The following is a 16,154-nucleotide window of genomic DNA, read 5'->3' as shown; positions in this document are numbered from 1 at the left end:
ACCATCCCGGACGCGCCTGCGCCGTCATCCATCCGGCGTCTGCGGCAAACGCGCGCGGGAAAAAATGGCTGTCCTGCCCCAACCGGGCGGGGATCTCGCGCGCCTGCCGTCAATGCTTTTACGACAATTTGACGGTTCTTTCTCGCAGCCTTTAACACCTTTTGCGCCCTCCTGTGCGACACTTCCGGAGACTAGAATACGACTGAGAGACTGCCCCAACCTGCAAAAAGAGCCCCGCCATGACATTCCGGTCCCTGATGCTGACAGCACTCCTTGCAACCAGCGTGGCCTTGGCCAGCGCGGACAGGGTCGCGGCATCAAGGGCCACCTGCATGCTGCAATCGGATCTCGTCACCTTTCAGCACGGCGCCCGCGGGTTTCTCGAGCATCTGAAACACGGCAATGCGCCCGGGGACGTCACGTTGCTGCGCCATTGGCTGGAACAACATTCGGTGGTGAATTTGCGCATGAGCATGCGGCGGGCCGGGCTCGAGACTTTCGAACCCCTGGCGGTTCGGTTGATCACCCAGCATAAAGGCCTGCTGCAGATCTACGATCGTAATGGCACCGCCGCCGCAATGAGCAGTGCCGAACGGTTGAACACCGCAGCGCTTCTGAACCAGTTTGCACGGCGCATCATTCCGCTGGCCTGTGACTTGCCCGCAGGGGAGGTCCGGGCGGGATCTGGTGGAAACGGTGCCGGGGGCGAACAATGGATGTCGCGCGAGACGGCCATTGCGACCTCGTTCATCGCGCTGATCCTGGGCGGGGCCGGGCTGGTCATCGGAGAGCGCCTGGCCCGCCGACACCGGCGCAGAAGCAAACGCTATCCCTGCTCCCTGCCCTGCAGTGTGCAGACCAACCAGCAGCTGCTGCGCGCCAAGCTGGTCGACATCAGCCGGATGGGAGCCAAGGTCCGCATCTGGAACCTGTCCGGCAGCCCACTTCCCGCAGTGCGAAGCGCGGTTACCGTCGCCTTTCCCGCCGTGGATGAAATCCAGGCGCAGGTGATCTGGCAAAGCGCCGACTACGTCGGGGTCAACTTCACCAAGCCGATGTCCCGCGAGACGCTGCAGACGCTGCTCAAATGGTCAAAGCGCGGCCCTTCGGACCGCGACGCACAGGCCATACCGAACCAGATCCCACCTGCCGCGCCCGACGCTCCCACGTTCTGAGAGTCTGGCCGCCGCAGGCAGACCTGCCGCAGACGACAGTTTTGGCGCGGGCCGGACCCGCGCCAATGGGTATTCTTACTGGAACTCCGCCACCGGCTCGGGTTCCGGGCGCGCCACCGCCAGCGCTTCCTCGACCGTCAAGGTCTTGCGGAACAGCGCCCGCCCGACCAGCGCACCGGAGATGTTGGAGATATACTTCAGCCGCGAGATATCATCCGATCCCCGCACGACACCGCTGGCGATAACCGGTGCCCGCGCCTGTTCGGCGAGGCCGGAAATCAGGCCCAGCTGCGCTTCGACGTCGGACATGTCGCTGTCGATGTCGGTCACCAGGATGCCGGCCAAGGGCGCGGAATCAAAGGCGGCGATGAAATCCTCGGGCGAGATCGCCCCGGCCTGGCGCCAGCCATCGGTCATCACCTGCCCCTGGTAGACGTCGACCGCCAGCACGATCTGATCGGGGTGGTGTTTGGCCAGTTCCTGCACCAGCTGCGGATCGCGGGCAGCGAGGGTGCCGATCACGATGCGCCCGGCGCCGCGGTCAATCCAATGCTCCACATGTTCGCGGGTGCGCATGCCACCGCCCAACTGCACCGGAATGCCGACCGCACGGATGATCTCCGCAATCAGCTCCTCGTTGCTGAAATCACCTTCGATCGCATTGAAGTCGGTGATGTGCATCCATTCGGCGCCAGCGGCCGCAAAGCTGCGGGCGGTTTCCACGGGATCCACGTGCCAGATCTGAGGTTCGTCCAGGCGGCCCTTTTCCAGCGTCACGCATCGGCCATTCTGAAGTTCCATCGTGGGGTAGATCATCATTGCACCAGTCTCCTCTGATGTTGCCCGTATCAGAGATAGCTTAGCACGGGATGTGGCGCTGGCTGACGCCGTTTCCTGACCGTTTGCAGTCTGATTGCGGCGCAGGTTCCACGATTTGGCCACCGCGGCACGCCCGTCGCGGGTCAAACCTCTGGCAGAGATTCGCGGTGCCGACCTGCCGCGCCGGGACTGCTTCCCCCAAAAAGAAAAACGGCGCCTTCCCAAAGGGAAGACGCCGTCTGACCGGTATCCCGGAAACGTCGATCAGGACGCTTCGGAGATGAATTTGACTGCGTCGCCAAAGGTCTGGATGGTCTCGGCTGCGTCGTCCGGGATTTCGATGCCGAACTCTTCTTCGAAGGCCATGACCAGCTCAACGGTGTCCAGGCTGTCTGCGCCCAGATCGTCGATGAAGGAGGCGTTTTCGGTGACTTTGTCTTCTTCAACACCCAGGTGCTCAACAACGATCTTTTTAACGCGATCTGCGACGTCGCTCATGTCTCTTCCTCGTTTTTCAGGGCACTCTGCCCGGTTCTGCCCTTGCCCCTGCGGGCGGCGTGGTTGTTGCCCGGAGCGGGCGGTGTCATCCCCGCGATGCGGGAACGGTGCGGCGTGCCCCAACGGGAAGTCCACCGCGAATATGCGCCGCCTATAGCATAGACCGCAGCCAAGGCAAACGGTTTCGCAAAGAGACGCCTGCCCGGCCAGCCTGCACCTGGCGGCTATGAAGCGTGCAGATGGCGCTGCAATCAAGCCCTTGCAAGTGTGCAGGGTAACTTTTTTTCCAAATGGTCAGCTTTTCAAGTGGTTGACCACGGATTCTGGTCCAATCCAGACGCCATCACACTATGGACAGGCTGCGCGGCGGTACCGCGAAGCCTTGCTAGATGCTGGTCTCAGAGCAATCAGATCATCGCCATGCCGCCGTTCACGTGCAGCGTGGTGCCGGTGACATACCCGGCCTCGGGGCTGGCCAGATACAGCACGGCAGAAGCGATTTCCTGCGAATCTCCCATCCGGCCGGCCGGGATCTGGTTCAGGATCGCTTCTTTCTGATTGTCGTTGAGCTTGTCGGTCATCGCGGTGGCGATGAAGCCCGGCGCAACAGCGTTCACGGTGATACCGCGATTGGCGACCTCATAGGCCAGCGACTTGGACATGCCGACCATGCCGGCCTTGGAGGCGGCATAGTTGCCCTGGCCCGGGTTGCCGGTGGCACCGACGACGGAAGAGATGTTGATGATGCGGCCCCAGCGCGCCTTCATCATGCCGCGCAGCACGCCGCGGCACAGCCGCATGGTGGAGGTGAGGTTCACGTCCAGCACGCTCTGCCATTCCTCGTCCTTCATCCGCATGAACAGGTTGTCGCGGGTGATGCCCGCGTTGTTCACCAGAATGTCGACCGAGCCCATCGCCTCGGCGGCCTGTTTCGGCAGCGCCTCGACCGCCTCGGCGTCGGACAGGTTGCAGGGCAGCACGTGGGCGCGCTCGCCCAGTTCCTCGGCCAGCGCCTTCAGCGGCTCTTCGCGGGTGCCGGACAGCGCCACGGTGGCGCCGGCCTTGTGCAGGGCGCGGGCGATATCGCCGCCGATGCCGCCGGAGGCGCCGGTAATCAGGGCATTCTTGCCAGTCAGATCAAACATGTCATTTCCTCAGTTAATGGTCGGCCCGTGGAACGCCGCGTTGCACGGCGCGCGACACAGGCCGAAAGTCTTGCAAAAGGGCGATTACCCGGCGGCCAGCGCCTGCACGTCCTCGGGGGTGCCGGCCTGGCGGCTGGTCAGGGAGCGGTCGATCTTTCGGATCATGCCCGACAGCGCCTTGCCTGCGCCGATTTCCCAGAATTCGGTGACGCCCTTGGCCGCCATCGCCTGCACGCTCTCGCGCCAGCGCACCGAGCCGGTGACCTGCTCGACCAGCAGCTTGCGGATCTCGTCCGGATCGGTCACCGCATCGGCGCGCACATTGGCAATCAGCGGCACCGCGGGGGATTTGATTTCAACACCGGCCAGCGCCTCCGCCATGGCATCGGCGGCAGGCTGCATCAGGGCGCAGTGGAACGGGGCGGAGACCGGCAGCATCACCGCGCGCTTTGCGCCCTTTTCCTTGGCGATCTCGGCGGCACGCTCGACCGCGGCCTTGGCGCCGGAGACCACGACCTGGGTCGGGTCGTTGTCATTGGCGGCCTGGCAGACCTCTCCCTGCGCGGCCTCGTCGGCGACGGCGCGCACGGCCTCCAGATCGAGGCCCAGGATCGCTGCCATGGCGCCTTCGCCCACCGGCACGGCGCTTTGCATTGCACGCCCACGGGTCCGCAACAGGCGCGCGGTATCCGCAACCGAGATGGCCCCGGCAGCCGCCAGTGCGGAATATTCACCCAGGCTGTGCCCGGCCACGAAGGCGGCCTTTTCGATCCCCAGACCTTCGGCCTCCAGCGCGCGCATCGCCGCCAGCGAGGTGGCCATCAGCGCGGGCTGCGCATTCTGGGTCAGGGTCAGGGTTTCGATGTCGCCCTCCCAGATCAGCTGGCTCAGGCTTTCCCCCAGGGCCTCGTCGACCTCGTCGAAGATGGCCTTGGCGGCCGGATACGCCTCGGCCAGCGCCTTGCCCATGCCGATGGTCTGGGCACCCTGTCCGGGGAACACAAATGCGATCGTCATTGATGACCTCGTCTAATTGAACGTTTTGCCTGATGTAGCGGCCCTTGACGCGGCGTACAAGCAAAGCCGCAGCCTGCGCACCAAGACTGTGCGGGGATATGGCCCTGCCGCGTGTTGCGCGCCGGGGCGGGGTTGCTAGGTTTGAGACAGCAACGCACATCAGAAGGACTGCCGGAAAATGCCGCGCCAGAACACCACACACAGCTATGGCAGCGTCGCCAAGACCTTTCACTGGCTGACCGCCCTGCTCATTCTGTCGGCCTTTCCCCTGGGCTACATCGCCAACGACTTGGCGCAGCAGATCCAAGGCCCCGATTTTAACGGCGATGCCGCAGTTATCGAACGCGCCACATTGCTGTTCTCGGTGCACAAGACTCTTGGCGTCGCCGTGTTTTTCACCGCCGTGTTGCGCATCCTCTGGGCGCTGAGCCAGCCCAAGCCGGGCCTGCTGCACCCCGATCGCAAGGCCGAGGCGCTGGCGGCAGAAACCGTGCACTGGTTGCTGTATGGCTCGCTGGTGGCGGTGCCGCTGTCCGGCTGGATCCACCATGCCGCGACCACCGGCTTTGCGCCGATCTGGTGGCCCTTTGGTCAGGATCTGCCCTTTGTGCCGAAATCGGACGTGGTGGCAGGTGTCTTTGGCGGCCTGCACTGGCTGCTGGTCTGGACGCTGGCGGCAGCGCTGGCGCTGCATATTGCCGGTGCGCTGAAGCATCACGTGATCGACCGCGATGCCACGCTGCGCCGGATGCTGCCAGGCCAACATCGCCTGCCGTCCGTGCCGCCGCAACGCCACAGCATGCTGCCTCTGCTGGTGGCTGCGCTGGTCTGGCTCGGCGTGCTTGGTGGTGGCGCAACCCTTGGCATGCTGGATCGCCACGCGCCCGAACAGGCGCAGGGGATCGCAACCCCTGTCACCGCGCTCGAGACTGCGACCGCGGAGGACGCCGCGGCGAGCAACTGGCAGGTTCAGTCGGGCACGCTGGCGATCTCGGTCACCCAGATGGGCAGCGCCGTCACCGGCAGCTTTGCCGAATGGTCAGCGCAGATCCAGTTCGAGGAGCCCGCAACGCCCGGTCCGGCGGGCGAGGTAGAGGTCACGATTGCCATTCCGTCGCTTGAGCTGGGCTCTGTCACCCAGCAGGCAATGGGCGCGGATTATTTTGACAGCGCCAGCTATCCCACCGCCCGCTTCGCGGCGCAGATCTTCAAGCTGGAGACCGGGTACGAGGCACGCGGCACGCTGACATTGAAAGGCCAGGAGGTGCCGGTCACCCTGCCCTTTACGCTGGACCTGGACGGCGACACCGCCCGGATGCAGGGCGGGCTGACCCTGAACCGGATGGACTTCGGCATCGGTCAAAGCCTGCCGGACGAAAGCTCGCTCGGTTTTGCCGTCGAGGTATCCGTCGACCTGGAGGCGACGCGCAAACCGTAAGCGAAATCCCAATCATCAGAGATTGCCCCCGGCCCTCGGCCGGGGGATTTTTTTTGCTCCCCGCCGCTGCGCCCTGCACGCCCCCCGGACGGATGGGCCGCGCGGAGGCCGACAGCGGCGCGGAACAGAATTCGGCGGGGGGGGCCTGACAAGAGAATCCTGACAAAAGGAAACCGCCGGTTCCAGACGGAACCGGCGGTGCAGTGTTTACCGATCTGATGCGATCAGACGCGCCGCGATTACTCTTCGGCTTTCATCGCCTCGATCGAGATCTTCACATTGACCTCGTCGCTGACGAAGGGCGCGAACTGGCCGAGGTTGTACTCGGAGCGCACCAGCGTGGTGGTGGCGTCAAAGCCGGCCCACGGCTTTTTCGCCATCGGGTGTTCGCCCGCCTTGTTCAGCTTGGCGTCCAGCACGACCGACTTGGTCACGCCGTTCAGGGTCAGATCACCGGTGATCTTGGCGGTGTTCTCGCCCGTCACCTCGATCGAGGTAGAGGTGAACGTGATGGTCTCATCCTCGGTGGCGTCGAAGAAATCCTTGCTCATGAAATGGTCAAAGCGCTTTTGCCAGCCCGTGAGCATGCTGCTCAGCGGCATGGACACAGACACGCTGGAGGCCGCCGGATCTTCCTGGTCGAACATGATCTCGCCCTCGAAGCCCGAGAACATGCCGTAAGTGGTCGAATAGCCGAGGTGGTTGTAGTCGAAGATGACCTGGCTGTGGCCGGAATCGAGGACGTATTTCTCCGGTGCAGCGGCGGCGCCGGTTGCGGCGATTGCGGCCAGTGCGGCGGCAAACAGGGTCTTTTTCATCGTAAGGCTCCGTTTCATGAATTCTTGTGCCACCAGATGTGGCGCATGCCCCCCTGCAAAGGGAAGCCCACAAAAACCAACAGTATCTGTGAGCGCACGAACACGAAACCCGGCGAGTTGTGCGCCGGGCCTAAACTCGCGAAAACGTGATGAAAATCAGGACAGGATGTGAACCAACCCGCTGAGCTGATCACGCAGCTGGCTGCGCAGGGCGGTCGAACAGATCGGCAGTTCCATCAGCAGGCTGCCGTCGGCTTCGTAGATTTGCACCGTGGCCGCGGTGAAGCGCGCGCCGCCCAGCCTGTCGTAGCTGCGTCGCAGGATCGTGCGCGGGCGGCGGTAGGCGTCGCAACGCAGAAGCCGCAGCTCCTTTCGGGTCGGGTCAAAACAGGCCTCCGGGCGGCTGGCAGCCTCCCGCACGCTCAGCAGAGCGAGCCCGACCAGCACCAGCGAGACCGAGATCCCCAGGCGCACCAGCGTCAGGTCATAGCGCTCTCCGGCCTCGGGCATGAGCCACAGCCCAACCGCGCTGAGCATCATCGCAGCCCCGATGAACCGCTTGAGCACCAGCCCGAGGGTCCAGTTGGCGTCGAGGCGCAAGCTCAACGAGACCGTCTCCGGCAGGCCGCCCCGACCGCCCAAACCGACGCGGCGAGGCATGGCGGCGCCGTAGCCCTGAAATTGATCCGTCAATGCCATAGCGCTGCCCTCTCCCGTTCTGCCACCCAACCGCCTGGCCGAGGCGGCCTGACGGGTGGTTAATGTTTCGTTAACCAAGATGAACGGCACATTCGGGCAGGATTGTGTCCGCGACGGGGTTTTGCTGCGGCTGCCCGGACCGTGCCTCCCAGCGCCCTTGCGGCGCTGGACCGCGACCGCGCCGTGGCGCGCGACCTCCGGCAGCCGCGGCCCTTTTGCCTTGCTCTTTCGGCCCCAGCCTGTATAGGAGGCCCTGCTTTCGCACTTTATTCGATCCGCGCAGCCTCTCGTGACCCGGCAGCGGAAGCAGCAGATGCCAGGTCTATGAAATGCGCCTAGACACAAACAGGAGTTCGCATGCCACTCTATGAGCATGTCATGATTGCGCGTCAGGACCTGTCCAACTCGCAAGCTGAAGGCCTCATCGAACACTTCGGTGCTGTTCTGTCCGACAACGGCGGTAAGCTGGTCGACCAGGAGTACTGGGGCGTCAAGACCATGGCCTACAAGATCAACAAGAACCGCAAGGGCCACTACGCCTTCCTGCGCACCGATGCTCCGTCGTCGGCGATCCAGGAAATGGAGCGCCTGATGCGCCTGCATGACGACGTGATGCGCGTTCTGACCATCAAGGTCGACGAGCACGCCGAGGGCCCCTCGGTCCAGATGCAGAAACGTGACGAACGCGACAACCGTCGCGAGCGCCGCTGATCGAAGCTTGAGAAAAGGACGCTAAATCATGGCAGCCAAACCGTTTTTCCGCCGCCGCAAGGTGTGCCCGTTCTCGGGCGACAACGCGCCGAAGATCGACTACAAGGACACCCGTCTGCTGCAGCGCTACATCTCTGAGCGCGGCAAGATCGTGCCTTCGCGCATCACCGCCGTTTCGGCAAAGAAGCAGCGTGAGCTGGCCCGTGCAATCAAGCGCGCCCGCTTCCTCGCCCTGCTGCCCTACGCCGTGAAGTAAGGAGATAAGCAGATGCAAGTTATCCTTCTTGAGCGCGTTGCGAAGCTGGGCCAAATGGGCGACGTCGTTGACGTGAAGCCCGGGTTCGCCCGCAACTTCCTGCTGCCGCAGGGCAAGGCAAAGACCGCTTCCGAAGCCAACATCGCTTCCTTCGAAGCCCAGAAAGCGCAGCTGGAAGCGCGCAACCTGGAGACCAAGAAAGAAGCCGAGGCTCTGGCAGAGAAACTGGACGGACAGCAGTTCGTCGTGATTCGCCAGGCCTCCGATGGCGGCAACCTCTACGGCTCGGTCACCCCGCGTGACACCGCCGAAGTGGCCACCGAAGCCGGCTTCTCGGTTGACCGCAAGCAGGTCATCATCCGTGAGCCGATCAAGGTCCTGGGCCTGCATGAAGCCGAAGTGCACCTGCACCCGGAAGTCATGGCCGTTGTCAAACTGAACGTTGCACGTTCCGCCGAAGAGGCCGAGCTGCAGGCGTCGGGCAAATCGATCCAGGAGCTGGCCGCCGAAGAGGAAGCCGCTGCCGAGTTCGAGATCTCCGAACTGTTCGACGACATCGGTTCCGCTGCGTCGGACGATGACGACATGGCACCGGCCGCCGAAGCCGCTGGCGAAGACGAAAACAACTGATCCTTCCCGGATCGGTGACATCTGGAAAGGCCGCCTGACCGGGCGGCCTTTTCTTTTTGGCCCAATAGCTTGCAACTAAGGGATAAATGCGCGTCATTTTCCGCAGCTCCCCCTAACCCTCCCTTTGCCTGTCTCTGCCAGCATGGCTGCGGGAGACGAAAGAAGGGGGAGCCCATGAGAAACAGAAACCTGGAACGCGAAGAGCTGGCCCTGCGGCGCAGACTGCTGTTCCGCCTGCTGCGCGGCCATCAGTTCGACCAGCCGAAGTTCCGCACTGAAGCGATTTCGGAGACCGTGCGCAGCGGCATGATCGCGCCCGGCCTCGGCCTGTTCGGCGCTTCAGCCGACCGCCCGAACAGCCGCCCCTCGGCCCGCAGCTAGGGCCGGGATCAACGCAAATCGGGGACCGCGAAATTTGGGAAACAGCCGCGGCCCCCACTGCCCGATCTGGTCAGCCAACCCCACAGGCGTTCGGGGTTTGCTGCCTGAGGGTCGTATTGCCTCAATGCGCAACCTCAATATGTAGGGGTTGGACATATTTAACAAACGTTGAATTGTTAAATTTTGATAAACCGGGTTTGGCGGATTTTTGCAGGCCGTGGGCGGTTCGTCGCCCGCGCCTGCGAGCCCTGCATCACGCGGATTGCGACGCCGGGCAATCTGGCTAGGCTCGCCCCGATATTCCACAACATCGGAGGCCGCATGAACCGCCGGACCTGCCTTATTTCCATTTTTGCAACCGCAACCCTTTCCGCCTGCGGCAGCACTGCCGCCACCCCGGAGCCGGCGGTGTATGATCCGCCGCTCTATCCCAATGAAACGCCAGAGCTGCGACGCAAGATCAACCGCTGGGCAGATCACTACGAGCTGCCGCGCAGCCTCGTCCACCGCCTGGCCGTCCGCGAGAGCACCCATCGCCCCTGGGCCGTGAACCGCCCTTATTACGGGCTGCTGCAGATCCTGCCCGCGACCGCCCGCTCGATGGGCTTCAAGGGCCAGCCCAAAGATCTTCTGGATGCGGACACCAACCTCAAATACGCTGGCAAATACCTGCGCGGGGCCTGGTTGCTGGCGGACGGCAGCGAGGCGCAAGCGGTGAAGCACTATTCGCGCGGCTACTATTACGAAGCCAAACGGCGCGGAATGCTGGAGGAAACCGGTCTGGGCTGAGGCGGGGAAAACGGCGATTGGAATGCCGTCTCCCCCTCGAGCGCAACGCAGGTGTTACATCTGTCGACTACCGCAGGGGCTAGGATTTTGCCCTGCGGATCCAATTATTGACAAGGAGACGTCCATGCCCATCACCCTAGACCGCCGCTCATTTCTGGCCGGGAGTGCCGGATTGATAGCCCTGCACCCGTTTTCCGTTCAGGCCGCCGCAGGGCAGGTCCACCTGCGCCTGATGGAAACCACCGACCTGCATGTGCATGTGTTTCCCTATGACTATTACGGCGACCGCGAGGTTGACACGGTCGGGCTGGCGCGCACCGCCAGCCTGATCGAGGACATCCGCGCCGAAGCCACCAACGCGCTGCTGCTGGACAATGGCGATTTCCTGCAAGGGAACCCGATGGGCGATTACATCGCCTATGAGCGCGGCATGAAGGAGGGCGATCTGCACCCGGTGATCGCGGCGATGAACACTGTCGGCTTTGATGCATCGACCCTGGGCAACCATGAGTTCAACTATGGCCTGTCCTTTCTGGAGAAATCCCTGGCCGGGGCCAACTTCCCGGTGGTCTGCGCAAACGTGGTGAAGAAGGCGGGCGCCACCCCGCGCGACGACGAGACCCTGCTGCCGCCCTACCAGATCCTTGAGCACACCGTCACCGATGGGGCCGGAAACGCGCATCCCATTCGCATCGGCATCATCGGCTTTGTTCCGCCGCAGGTGATGAACTGGGACCGCCGCCATCTGCAAGGCAACGTGCAGGCCCGCGGCATTGTCGAATGCGCCCGCGCCTATGTGCCTGAGATGAAGGAGAAAGGTGCCGACATCATCCTCGCGCTGTCGCATTCCGGCATCGGCGCCGCCACCGGCGGTGAGGATATGGAAAACGCCTCGGTGCCGCTGGCGGAGGTGGAGGGTATCGACGCCATCATGACAGGGCACAGCCACCTCGTGTTCCCCTCCTCCAACTATGCGGATTTTGCCGCGGTCGATGCCGACAAGGGCACGATCCACGGAAAACCCGCGGTGATGGGCGGCTTTTGGGGCAGCCACATGGGGCTGATCGACCTGATGCTGGAACGCGACGGCGCGGGCTGGCGCGTGGTCGGTCACGCGTCCGAGGCACGCCCCATCTCCAAGCGCAACGAGGACCGGTCCGTCACCGCACTGGTCGCCAGCCAGCAAAAGGTGCTGGACGCGGTGCAGGCCGAGCATGACGCCACGCTCGCCTATGTGCGCCGGGCCGTGGGCAAAACCGACGCGCCGCTGCACAGCTATTTTGCGCTGGTGGCGGATGACCCCTCGGTGCAGATCGTCTCGCAGGCGCAGACCTGGTATATAGAACAGATGTTGCAAGGCAGCGCGTTTGAAGGCTTGCCCATCCTGTCAGCCGCGGCCCCGTTCAAGGCCGGTGGCCGGGGTGGCCCGGAGTATTACACCGACGTGCCGGTCGGCGATGTGGCGATCAAGAATGTCGCCGATCTGTATCTTTACCCCAACACCGTGCGCGCGGTGAAGGTGACCGGCGCCGAGGTCAAAGGCTGGCTGGAACGGTCGGCCGGCATGTTCAACCAGATCGAACCGGGCCAGCCCGATCAGGTTCTGCTGAACCCGGCGTTTCCGTCGTATAACTTCGATGTGATCGACGGCGTTTCCTATGAAATCGACCTGAGCCAACCGTCGATGTTCACCCCCAAGGGCGAGCTGGCCAACCCGGATGCCAACCGCATCGTGAACCTGTCCTACAACGGCAAGCCACTGGACCCCGAGCAGGAGTTCATCATCGCCACCAACAACTACCGTGCTGAAGGAGGTGGTGATTTTCCCGGTGCCAAGGGCGACACCGTGATCTTTGAAGGCCCGGATACCAACCGCGACGTGCTGGTGCGCTACATCGTCGAGCAAGGCACCGTCAGCCCCAAGGCGGACGGCAACTGGCGCTTTGCCCCCCTGCCCGGCACCACCGTGCTGTTCGACACCGGCCCCAAGGCCGCGCAATACGCAGATGCGGTGCCCGGCGTCAACATCACCCCGGCAGGCGAAGGCCCGGATGGTTTCGCGCGCTTCCGCATAGAGCTGTAAGGGCTCTCTGCACCCCGCACCCCAAAGGCCGCGTGGCAGTTGCTACGCGGCCTTTTCCTTTGCACCTTGCGCGCCTGAGCGCCACATGCCTGCCTGACAACGAAAAAGGCCGCCCTGGGGGCGGCCTTTCCGAAATCTATGAGAAGAGGACGATTACTCGTCTTCCAGAGCCTCAACCGCTTTTTGCAGGTCGTCCTTGGAGATTTCTTTCTCCTCGACTTTGGCCTGCTCGACAATGTGGTCAACGACCTTGTCTTCGAACAGCGGTGCGCGCAGCTGCTGCTGCATCTGAGCGTTCTTCTGGATGAATTCGAAGAACTGGCGCTCCTGGCCCGGGTACTGACGGGCTTGCTGCATGATTGCCTGGGTCATTTCGGCGTCGGTCACTTCGACCTCGGCTTTCTGGCCCAGTTCGGCCAGCAGCAGGCCCAGACGCACGCGGCGCTCTGCCAGCTTGGTGTGCTCCTCGGTCGGCTCGATCTCACCGTGGTCGTGGCCCTGCACTTCCGGGTTTTCCTCGTGCCACAGCTGATGCGCGATCTGCTTGGCTTCGGCTTCGACCAGCGACGGCGGCAGGTCGAAGGAGACCAGGCCGTCCAGCTTGTCCAGCAGGGCGCGCTTCATCACGGCGCGAGCGGCACCGGCGTATTCGGCTTCCAGGCGTTCGGCGATCTGTGCCTTCAGACCTTCCAGGTCTTCCGAGCCGAATTTCTTCGCCAGCTCGTCGTTGATCTCGGCCGCTTTCGGGGCTTTGACCTCTTTCACCTTGCAGGTGAAGACGGCTTCCTTGCCGGCCAGGTGCTCGGCGCCGTATTCCTCGGGGAAGGTCACGGTCACGTCTTTTTCTTCACCGGCCTTGGTGCCGACCAGCTGCTTTTCGAAGCCGGGGATGAAGGAGTTGGAGCCCAGAACCAGCGGATAGTCGTCGCCTGCGCCGCCTTCAAAGGCTTCGCCGTCGACCTTGCCGACGAAGTCGATGACCACCTGGTCGCCGTCTTCGGCTGCTGCGCCCTCTTCGCGGGCTTCGAATTCCTGGGCGGTTTCCGCCAGGTTGTTCAGCGCCTCGTTCACGGCATCTTCGTCCGCCTTGACCACCAGCTTTTCCAGCTCGATACCGGAGAAGTCGACGTCCGGGATTTCCGGCAGCGCTTCATAGGACATCTCGACGTTGATGTCGTCGCCCTCTTTCCAGTCCTCGTTGGTCATCTTGACTTCCGGCTGCATCGCCGGGCGGTCGCCGCTGTCTTCGAAGTGCTTGTTCATCGCACCATCGACGGCTTCCTGCATGGCTTCGCCCATCAGGCGCTGGCCAAACTGCTTTTTCAGCAGTGCCATCGGCACCTTGCCCTTGCGGAAGCCCTTCATTTCAACTTCCGGCTGGGCTTCGGCCAGCTTCTCGTTGACTTTCGCCTCCAGCTCGGCAGCTGTGACGGTGATGGCGTAGCCGCGTTTCAGACCTTCGTTCAGCGTCTCGGTGACCTGCATCCTATACCCCATAGAGATTCGGGGCGCGTGCGCGCAGGCGCCCCCAGACAATTTGCGGTCTTCTATTTCCCCAGAGGCGGCGGCGCAAGGGGCATTGCCCGCCAGAGACGCGAAATGGCGGTTTTTGCTCCCCGCCCAGCTGTTTTCCCTGCCGCAAACGCAAAAACACGCCCCACGAGGGGGCGTGTTTCCGTTCTGACCGCGAGGGAGGAGACGATCAGAATTTCCAGCGGGCACCCGCCAGGATCACGTCGGCATCCTGGTAGCTGGTCGCGCTGTTATCCGCGTAGGAGTAGTTGCGGTAGCCCAGGTAAGCCTCGACGTTATAGGCGTCGATCTTCTGAACCGCGGCAACGCCCCAGGATTCCGCGCTGTCACCGTTGGTGACCATATCGGAGCCGTCATAGTAATCCACGGAGAAGGCGGTGGAGCCGGCCGAGATCAGGTTCGCTTCATAGCCCAGCTTGGCGTAGGCGTAGCTGCCTGCGATGTCGCGCTCACCGGCGGCGACGTTCAGCGACAGACCGGTGTCCTTGTGCAGAACGCCGAAGGAGCCGGAGATGTCGCGGCGATCTTCCTCGCCGGTCCGCTCGGTCCAGGCGGCGCCGATACCCGCATCAATCGCGAAAGCGCCGACCTGATCGTTGGAGTATCGGACGGCCACGTCATAGGTTTCGCGATCGTTGTCCTCGTTCAGGATGTCGGTACCGTAGGAGGTCGACAGGGTGAAACCGGCCAGTTCCGGCGAGTCATAGCGCACGCGGCCAAGACGGCTGCCGTCGTAGTCATTGAAGACATCGCCGATCGAAACCGTGCTCAGAGCGCCGGTGCCGGTACGGAATGCATAGCCGCCAGCCGGGTCGGCAACCGCGACGCTTGCGCCCAGACCGGTGCCCGAGAAATCTGCGCCGGTGATTCCGTCACTGGCCATCGAACCCTGACCAGCCGAGAAGCGGCCGTAATTCGCGGTGTCGAACTGCAGGTCGACGTGGCGGATGTTGGTGCGGTCCCAGCTGACATTGTCGCCGGTGGTGACCTGGTTCACGCCATCGCTGCTGCGGAAACCAAAGGAGGTTTCAAACCGGAAACGCAGGGTGTTCTCGCCGAACTCCTGGTTCAGCCAGAAGCCGATGCGCGAGCTGGAGCCGGAGTTGTCTACCAGACGGTTGTAGTCCTCCACACCGTCGTCGAACGACTGGAAGGACGGGTTGAAGTGACCGTACCAGCTAAAGCTGCCGCCGGTGTCGTTGGTGTAAGTCGGTCCGGCAAATGCCGGCGCTGCGAGGGCTGCTGCAGCCAGGGACGCCGCGCCCGCCCGTGCCTTGAATTTGGTGCTCATGATCTGAGTCTCCTGTTCCATTGGCCAGCTGGCCCCTCCATCCCTGGAGCCGCTGGTTGCTGCTAGAGGTAATGTGCGCGGATTTGAGGTTTGAGGGGTTGAAAACCGCTCAAACCTGCCGTGGTGATTTCATCGGCGGATTTACGCCTATAGCTCTACACGATCGGCCAATACTTGCCTGAATTTCGCGTCCTATGTGATCTTCATCACACTGAATTAAAACGATAAAACATATCAGCCATGCACCCGGCGCAACCCCTTCGCGCCTGCCGGAGTTGCGAAATGAAATCTTTACAGCAGTAATTCAGCAACAGTCGGCGCAGCAACTGCCCCTAAGTTCGGAGGCCGTGGCCCGTGGCGGTCAGGCTGCGCATCCGGGCATGCCAAACCGGTTTCGGTCGCCTTCCCTGTTGGAGGTCCACGCCAGCCGTTGGCGGTTGCCCCGAAAAGGTTTTGTTAACCTTACCATCATAGGCTGAAGGTGGATCAGTGATAACAAGTGGTGCGGCAGCATGGTGAAATCTAACTCGATCTTTCGGCGGGCCGAACCAACGGAACCCCGGCTCCCCATTGACCTTCCTTGCCTCCTTCACCTGGATGGCGGACCGCTCTCGGCAGACGTTTACAACATCAGCTACAGGGGCTTGGCGGTTCGGCTGGAGGCGGAAAAGAACACCTTTGACCTGAAGACGCTGACCGGAATCCTGGTGCCCGCCATCGGCGAATTCCTGGTTCTGGCCCGCTGGCGGAAGGCGGGGTCCATCGGATTTTCCTTCACCAACAAACGCACCGTCCGGCCCTTGCTGGATGCCTATTTTGCGCAAATCGGGCGTTACCCGGACTAAGACGCGGATGCTGTCCGGATCCGGAC

General features: G+C 63.0%; 17 protein-coding genes. 9 read left to right on the top strand and 8 right to left on the bottom strand.

Annotation, left to right across the window (positions count from 1 at the left end; genetic code table 11):
• The first annotated feature begins 239 nt into the window (after positions 1-239).
• A complete protein-coding gene (locus AB9K35_RS21200; protein ID WP_369929215.1) occupies positions 240-1,175 on the top strand; it encodes a PilZ domain-containing protein in 936 nt (311 codons plus the stop codon).
• 75 nt (positions 1,176-1,250) lie between these two features.
• Here the strand turns inward: AB9K35_RS21200 and AB9K35_RS21195 are convergent, their stop codons facing one another.
• The 4 genes from AB9K35_RS21195 to fabD form a co-directional block, all read right to left on the bottom strand.
• On the bottom strand, positions 1,251-1,994 hold the full coding sequence (locus AB9K35_RS21195; RefSeq protein ID WP_369929213.1) for a HisA/HisF-related TIM barrel protein: 744 nt from the start codon (positions 1,992-1,994) through the stop codon (positions 1,251-1,253).
• Positions 1,995-2,258: 264 nt separating this feature from the next.
• Positions 2,259-2,492, bottom strand: a complete 234-nt coding sequence (locus AB9K35_RS21190) for an acyl carrier protein (protein WP_005982462.1) — start codon at positions 2,490-2,492, stop codon at positions 2,259-2,261.
• A 407-nt stretch (positions 2,493-2,899) separates the two neighbouring features.
• Positions 2,900-3,637, bottom strand: a complete 738-nt coding sequence (gene fabG, locus AB9K35_RS21185) for a 3-oxoacyl-ACP reductase FabG (protein WP_222453196.1) — start codon at positions 3,635-3,637, stop codon at positions 2,900-2,902.
• An 84-nt stretch (positions 3,638-3,721) separates the two neighbouring features.
• Positions 3,722-4,654, bottom strand: coding sequence for an ACP S-malonyltransferase (gene fabD, locus AB9K35_RS21180; RefSeq protein ID WP_222453197.1), 933 nt, complete (start codon positions 4,652-4,654; stop codon positions 3,722-3,724).
• Between the two features lie 178 nt (positions 4,655-4,832).
• Between fabD and AB9K35_RS21175 the strand changes: the two genes are divergently transcribed.
• Positions 4,833-6,092: a cytochrome b/b6 domain-containing protein gene (locus tag AB9K35_RS21175; protein ID WP_369929209.1), complete on the top strand. Its 1,260-nt coding sequence runs from the start codon at positions 4,833-4,835 to the stop codon at positions 6,090-6,092.
• A gap of 239 nt (positions 6,093-6,331) precedes the next feature.
• Here the strand turns inward: AB9K35_RS21175 and AB9K35_RS21170 are convergent, their stop codons facing one another.
• Complete coding sequence (locus AB9K35_RS21170) at positions 6,332-6,910, bottom strand: YceI family protein (RefSeq protein ID WP_369929207.1); 579 nt, start codon at positions 6,908-6,910, stop codon at positions 6,332-6,334.
• Between the two features lie 156 nt (positions 6,911-7,066).
• Positions 7,067-7,609, bottom strand: coding sequence for a hypothetical protein (locus tag AB9K35_RS21165; protein WP_369929205.1), 543 nt, complete (start codon positions 7,607-7,609; stop codon positions 7,067-7,069).
• A 357-nt stretch (positions 7,610-7,966) separates the two neighbouring features.
• On the opposite strand from AB9K35_RS21165, the gene rpsF reads away from it, so the two are divergent.
• The 6 genes from rpsF to AB9K35_RS21135 all read left to right on the top strand — a co-directional run bounded on the left by rpsF (position 7,967) and on the right by AB9K35_RS21135 (position 12,459).
• Positions 7,967-8,320 carry a 30S ribosomal protein S6 gene (rpsF, locus tag AB9K35_RS21160; RefSeq protein WP_222453201.1) on the top strand — a complete coding sequence of 118 codons (354 nt, stop codon included), beginning with the start codon at positions 7,967-7,969 and terminating at the stop codon, positions 8,318-8,320.
• Positions 8,321-8,348: 28 nt separating this feature from the next.
• A complete protein-coding gene (rpsR, locus tag AB9K35_RS21155) occupies positions 8,349-8,576 on the top strand; it encodes a 30S ribosomal protein S18 (protein WP_005982441.1) in 228 nt (75 codons plus the stop codon).
• A 12-nt stretch (positions 8,577-8,588) separates the two neighbouring features.
• Positions 8,589-9,206, top strand: coding sequence for a 50S ribosomal protein L9 (gene rplI, locus AB9K35_RS21150; RefSeq protein ID WP_369929200.1), 618 nt, complete (start codon positions 8,589-8,591; stop codon positions 9,204-9,206).
• Positions 9,207-9,380: 174 nt separating this feature from the next.
• Positions 9,381-9,587 carry a hypothetical protein gene (locus tag AB9K35_RS21145; protein WP_369929198.1) on the top strand — a complete coding sequence of 69 codons (207 nt, stop codon included), beginning with the start codon at positions 9,381-9,383 and terminating at the stop codon, positions 9,585-9,587.
• A 321-nt stretch (positions 9,588-9,908) separates the two neighbouring features.
• A complete protein-coding gene (locus AB9K35_RS21140) occupies positions 9,909-10,376 on the top strand; it encodes a transglycosylase SLT domain-containing protein (RefSeq protein WP_369929196.1) in 468 nt (155 codons plus the stop codon).
• A 124-nt stretch (positions 10,377-10,500) separates the two neighbouring features.
• Positions 10,501-12,459 carry a bifunctional 2',3'-cyclic-nucleotide 2'-phosphodiesterase/3'-nucleotidase gene (locus AB9K35_RS21135; protein WP_369929194.1) on the top strand — a complete coding sequence of 653 codons (1,959 nt, stop codon included), beginning with the start codon at positions 10,501-10,503 and terminating at the stop codon, positions 12,457-12,459.
• Between the two features lie 153 nt (positions 12,460-12,612).
• On the opposite strand, the gene tig is transcribed toward AB9K35_RS21135, so the two are convergent.
• Together tig and AB9K35_RS21125 are read right to left on the bottom strand one after the other, a co-directional pair.
• Positions 12,613-13,944: a trigger factor gene (gene tig, locus AB9K35_RS21130; RefSeq protein ID WP_369929192.1), complete on the bottom strand. Its 1,332-nt coding sequence runs from the start codon at positions 13,942-13,944 to the stop codon at positions 12,613-12,615.
• A gap of 217 nt (positions 13,945-14,161) precedes the next feature.
• The gene (locus AB9K35_RS21125) at positions 14,162-15,283 is read right to left on the bottom strand and encodes a porin (protein WP_222453207.1); all 1,122 of its coding nucleotides are present in this window, start codon (positions 15,281-15,283) and stop codon (positions 14,162-14,164) included.
• 512 nt (positions 15,284-15,795) lie between these two features.
• On the opposite strand from AB9K35_RS21125, the gene AB9K35_RS21120 reads away from it, so the two are divergent.
• Positions 15,796-16,128, top strand: coding sequence for a PilZ domain-containing protein (locus AB9K35_RS21120; protein ID WP_369929189.1), 333 nt, complete (start codon positions 15,796-15,798; stop codon positions 16,126-16,128).
• The last annotated feature ends 26 nt before the right edge of the window (positions 16,129-16,154 follow it).

The sequence above is a fragment of the Leisingera sp. XS_AS12 genome (genome assembly GCF_041224635.1).
Lineage (GTDB): Bacteria > Pseudomonadota > Alphaproteobacteria > Rhodobacterales > Rhodobacteraceae > Leisingera.
This window is presented reverse-complemented; position numbering and strand designations above follow the sequence as displayed.

Bases quoted from the DNA above. Each gene is read 5' to 3' on its own strand.
- AB9K35_RS21165 (WP_369929205.1), bottom strand. From the start codon at position 7,609: ATGGCATTGACGGATCAATTTCAGGGCTACGGCGCCGCCATGCCTCGC.
- AB9K35_RS21125 (WP_222453207.1), bottom strand. From the start codon at position 15,283: ATGAGCACCAAATTCAAGGCACGGGCGGGCGCGGCGTCCCTGGCTGCA.
- AB9K35_RS21170 (WP_369929207.1), bottom strand. From the start codon at position 6,910: ATGAAAAAGACCCTGTTTGCCGCCGCACTGGCCGCAATCGCCGCAACC.
- AB9K35_RS21195 (WP_369929213.1), bottom strand. From the start codon at position 1,994: ATGATGATCTACCCCACGATGGAACTTCAGAATGGCCGATGCGTGACG.
- fabD (WP_222453197.1), bottom strand. From the start codon at position 4,654: ATGACGATCGCATTTGTGTTCCCCGGACAGGGTGCCCAGACCATCGGC.
- AB9K35_RS21140 (WP_369929196.1), top strand. From the start codon at position 9,909: ATGAACCGCCGGACCTGCCTTATTTCCATTTTTGCAACCGCAACCCTT.
- AB9K35_RS21175 (WP_369929209.1), top strand. From the start codon at position 4,833: ATGCCGCGCCAGAACACCACACACAGCTATGGCAGCGTCGCCAAGACC.
- AB9K35_RS21120 (WP_369929189.1), top strand. From the start codon at position 15,796: ATGGTGAAATCTAACTCGATCTTTCGGCGGGCCGAACCAACGGAACCC.
- AB9K35_RS21200 (WP_369929215.1), top strand. From the start codon at position 240: ATGACATTCCGGTCCCTGATGCTGACAGCACTCCTTGCAACCAGCGTG.
- AB9K35_RS21145 (WP_369929198.1), top strand. From the start codon at position 9,381: ATGAGAAACAGAAACCTGGAACGCGAAGAGCTGGCCCTGCGGCGCAGA.
- rpsF (WP_222453201.1), top strand. From the start codon at position 7,967: ATGCCACTCTATGAGCATGTCATGATTGCGCGTCAGGACCTGTCCAAC.
- AB9K35_RS21135 (WP_369929194.1), top strand. From the start codon at position 10,501: ATGCCCATCACCCTAGACCGCCGCTCATTTCTGGCCGGGAGTGCCGGA.
- rpsR (WP_005982441.1), top strand. From the start codon at position 8,349: ATGGCAGCCAAACCGTTTTTCCGCCGCCGCAAGGTGTGCCCGTTCTCG.
- tig (WP_369929192.1), bottom strand. From the start codon at position 13,944: ATGCAGGTCACCGAGACGCTGAACGAAGGTCTGAAACGCGGCTACGCC.
- AB9K35_RS21190 (WP_005982462.1), bottom strand. From the start codon at position 2,492: ATGAGCGACGTCGCAGATCGCGTTAAAAAGATCGTTGTTGAGCACCTG.
- rplI (WP_369929200.1), top strand. From the start codon at position 8,589: ATGCAAGTTATCCTTCTTGAGCGCGTTGCGAAGCTGGGCCAAATGGGC.
- fabG (WP_222453196.1), bottom strand. From the start codon at position 3,637: ATGTTTGATCTGACTGGCAAGAATGCCCTGATTACCGGCGCCTCCGGC.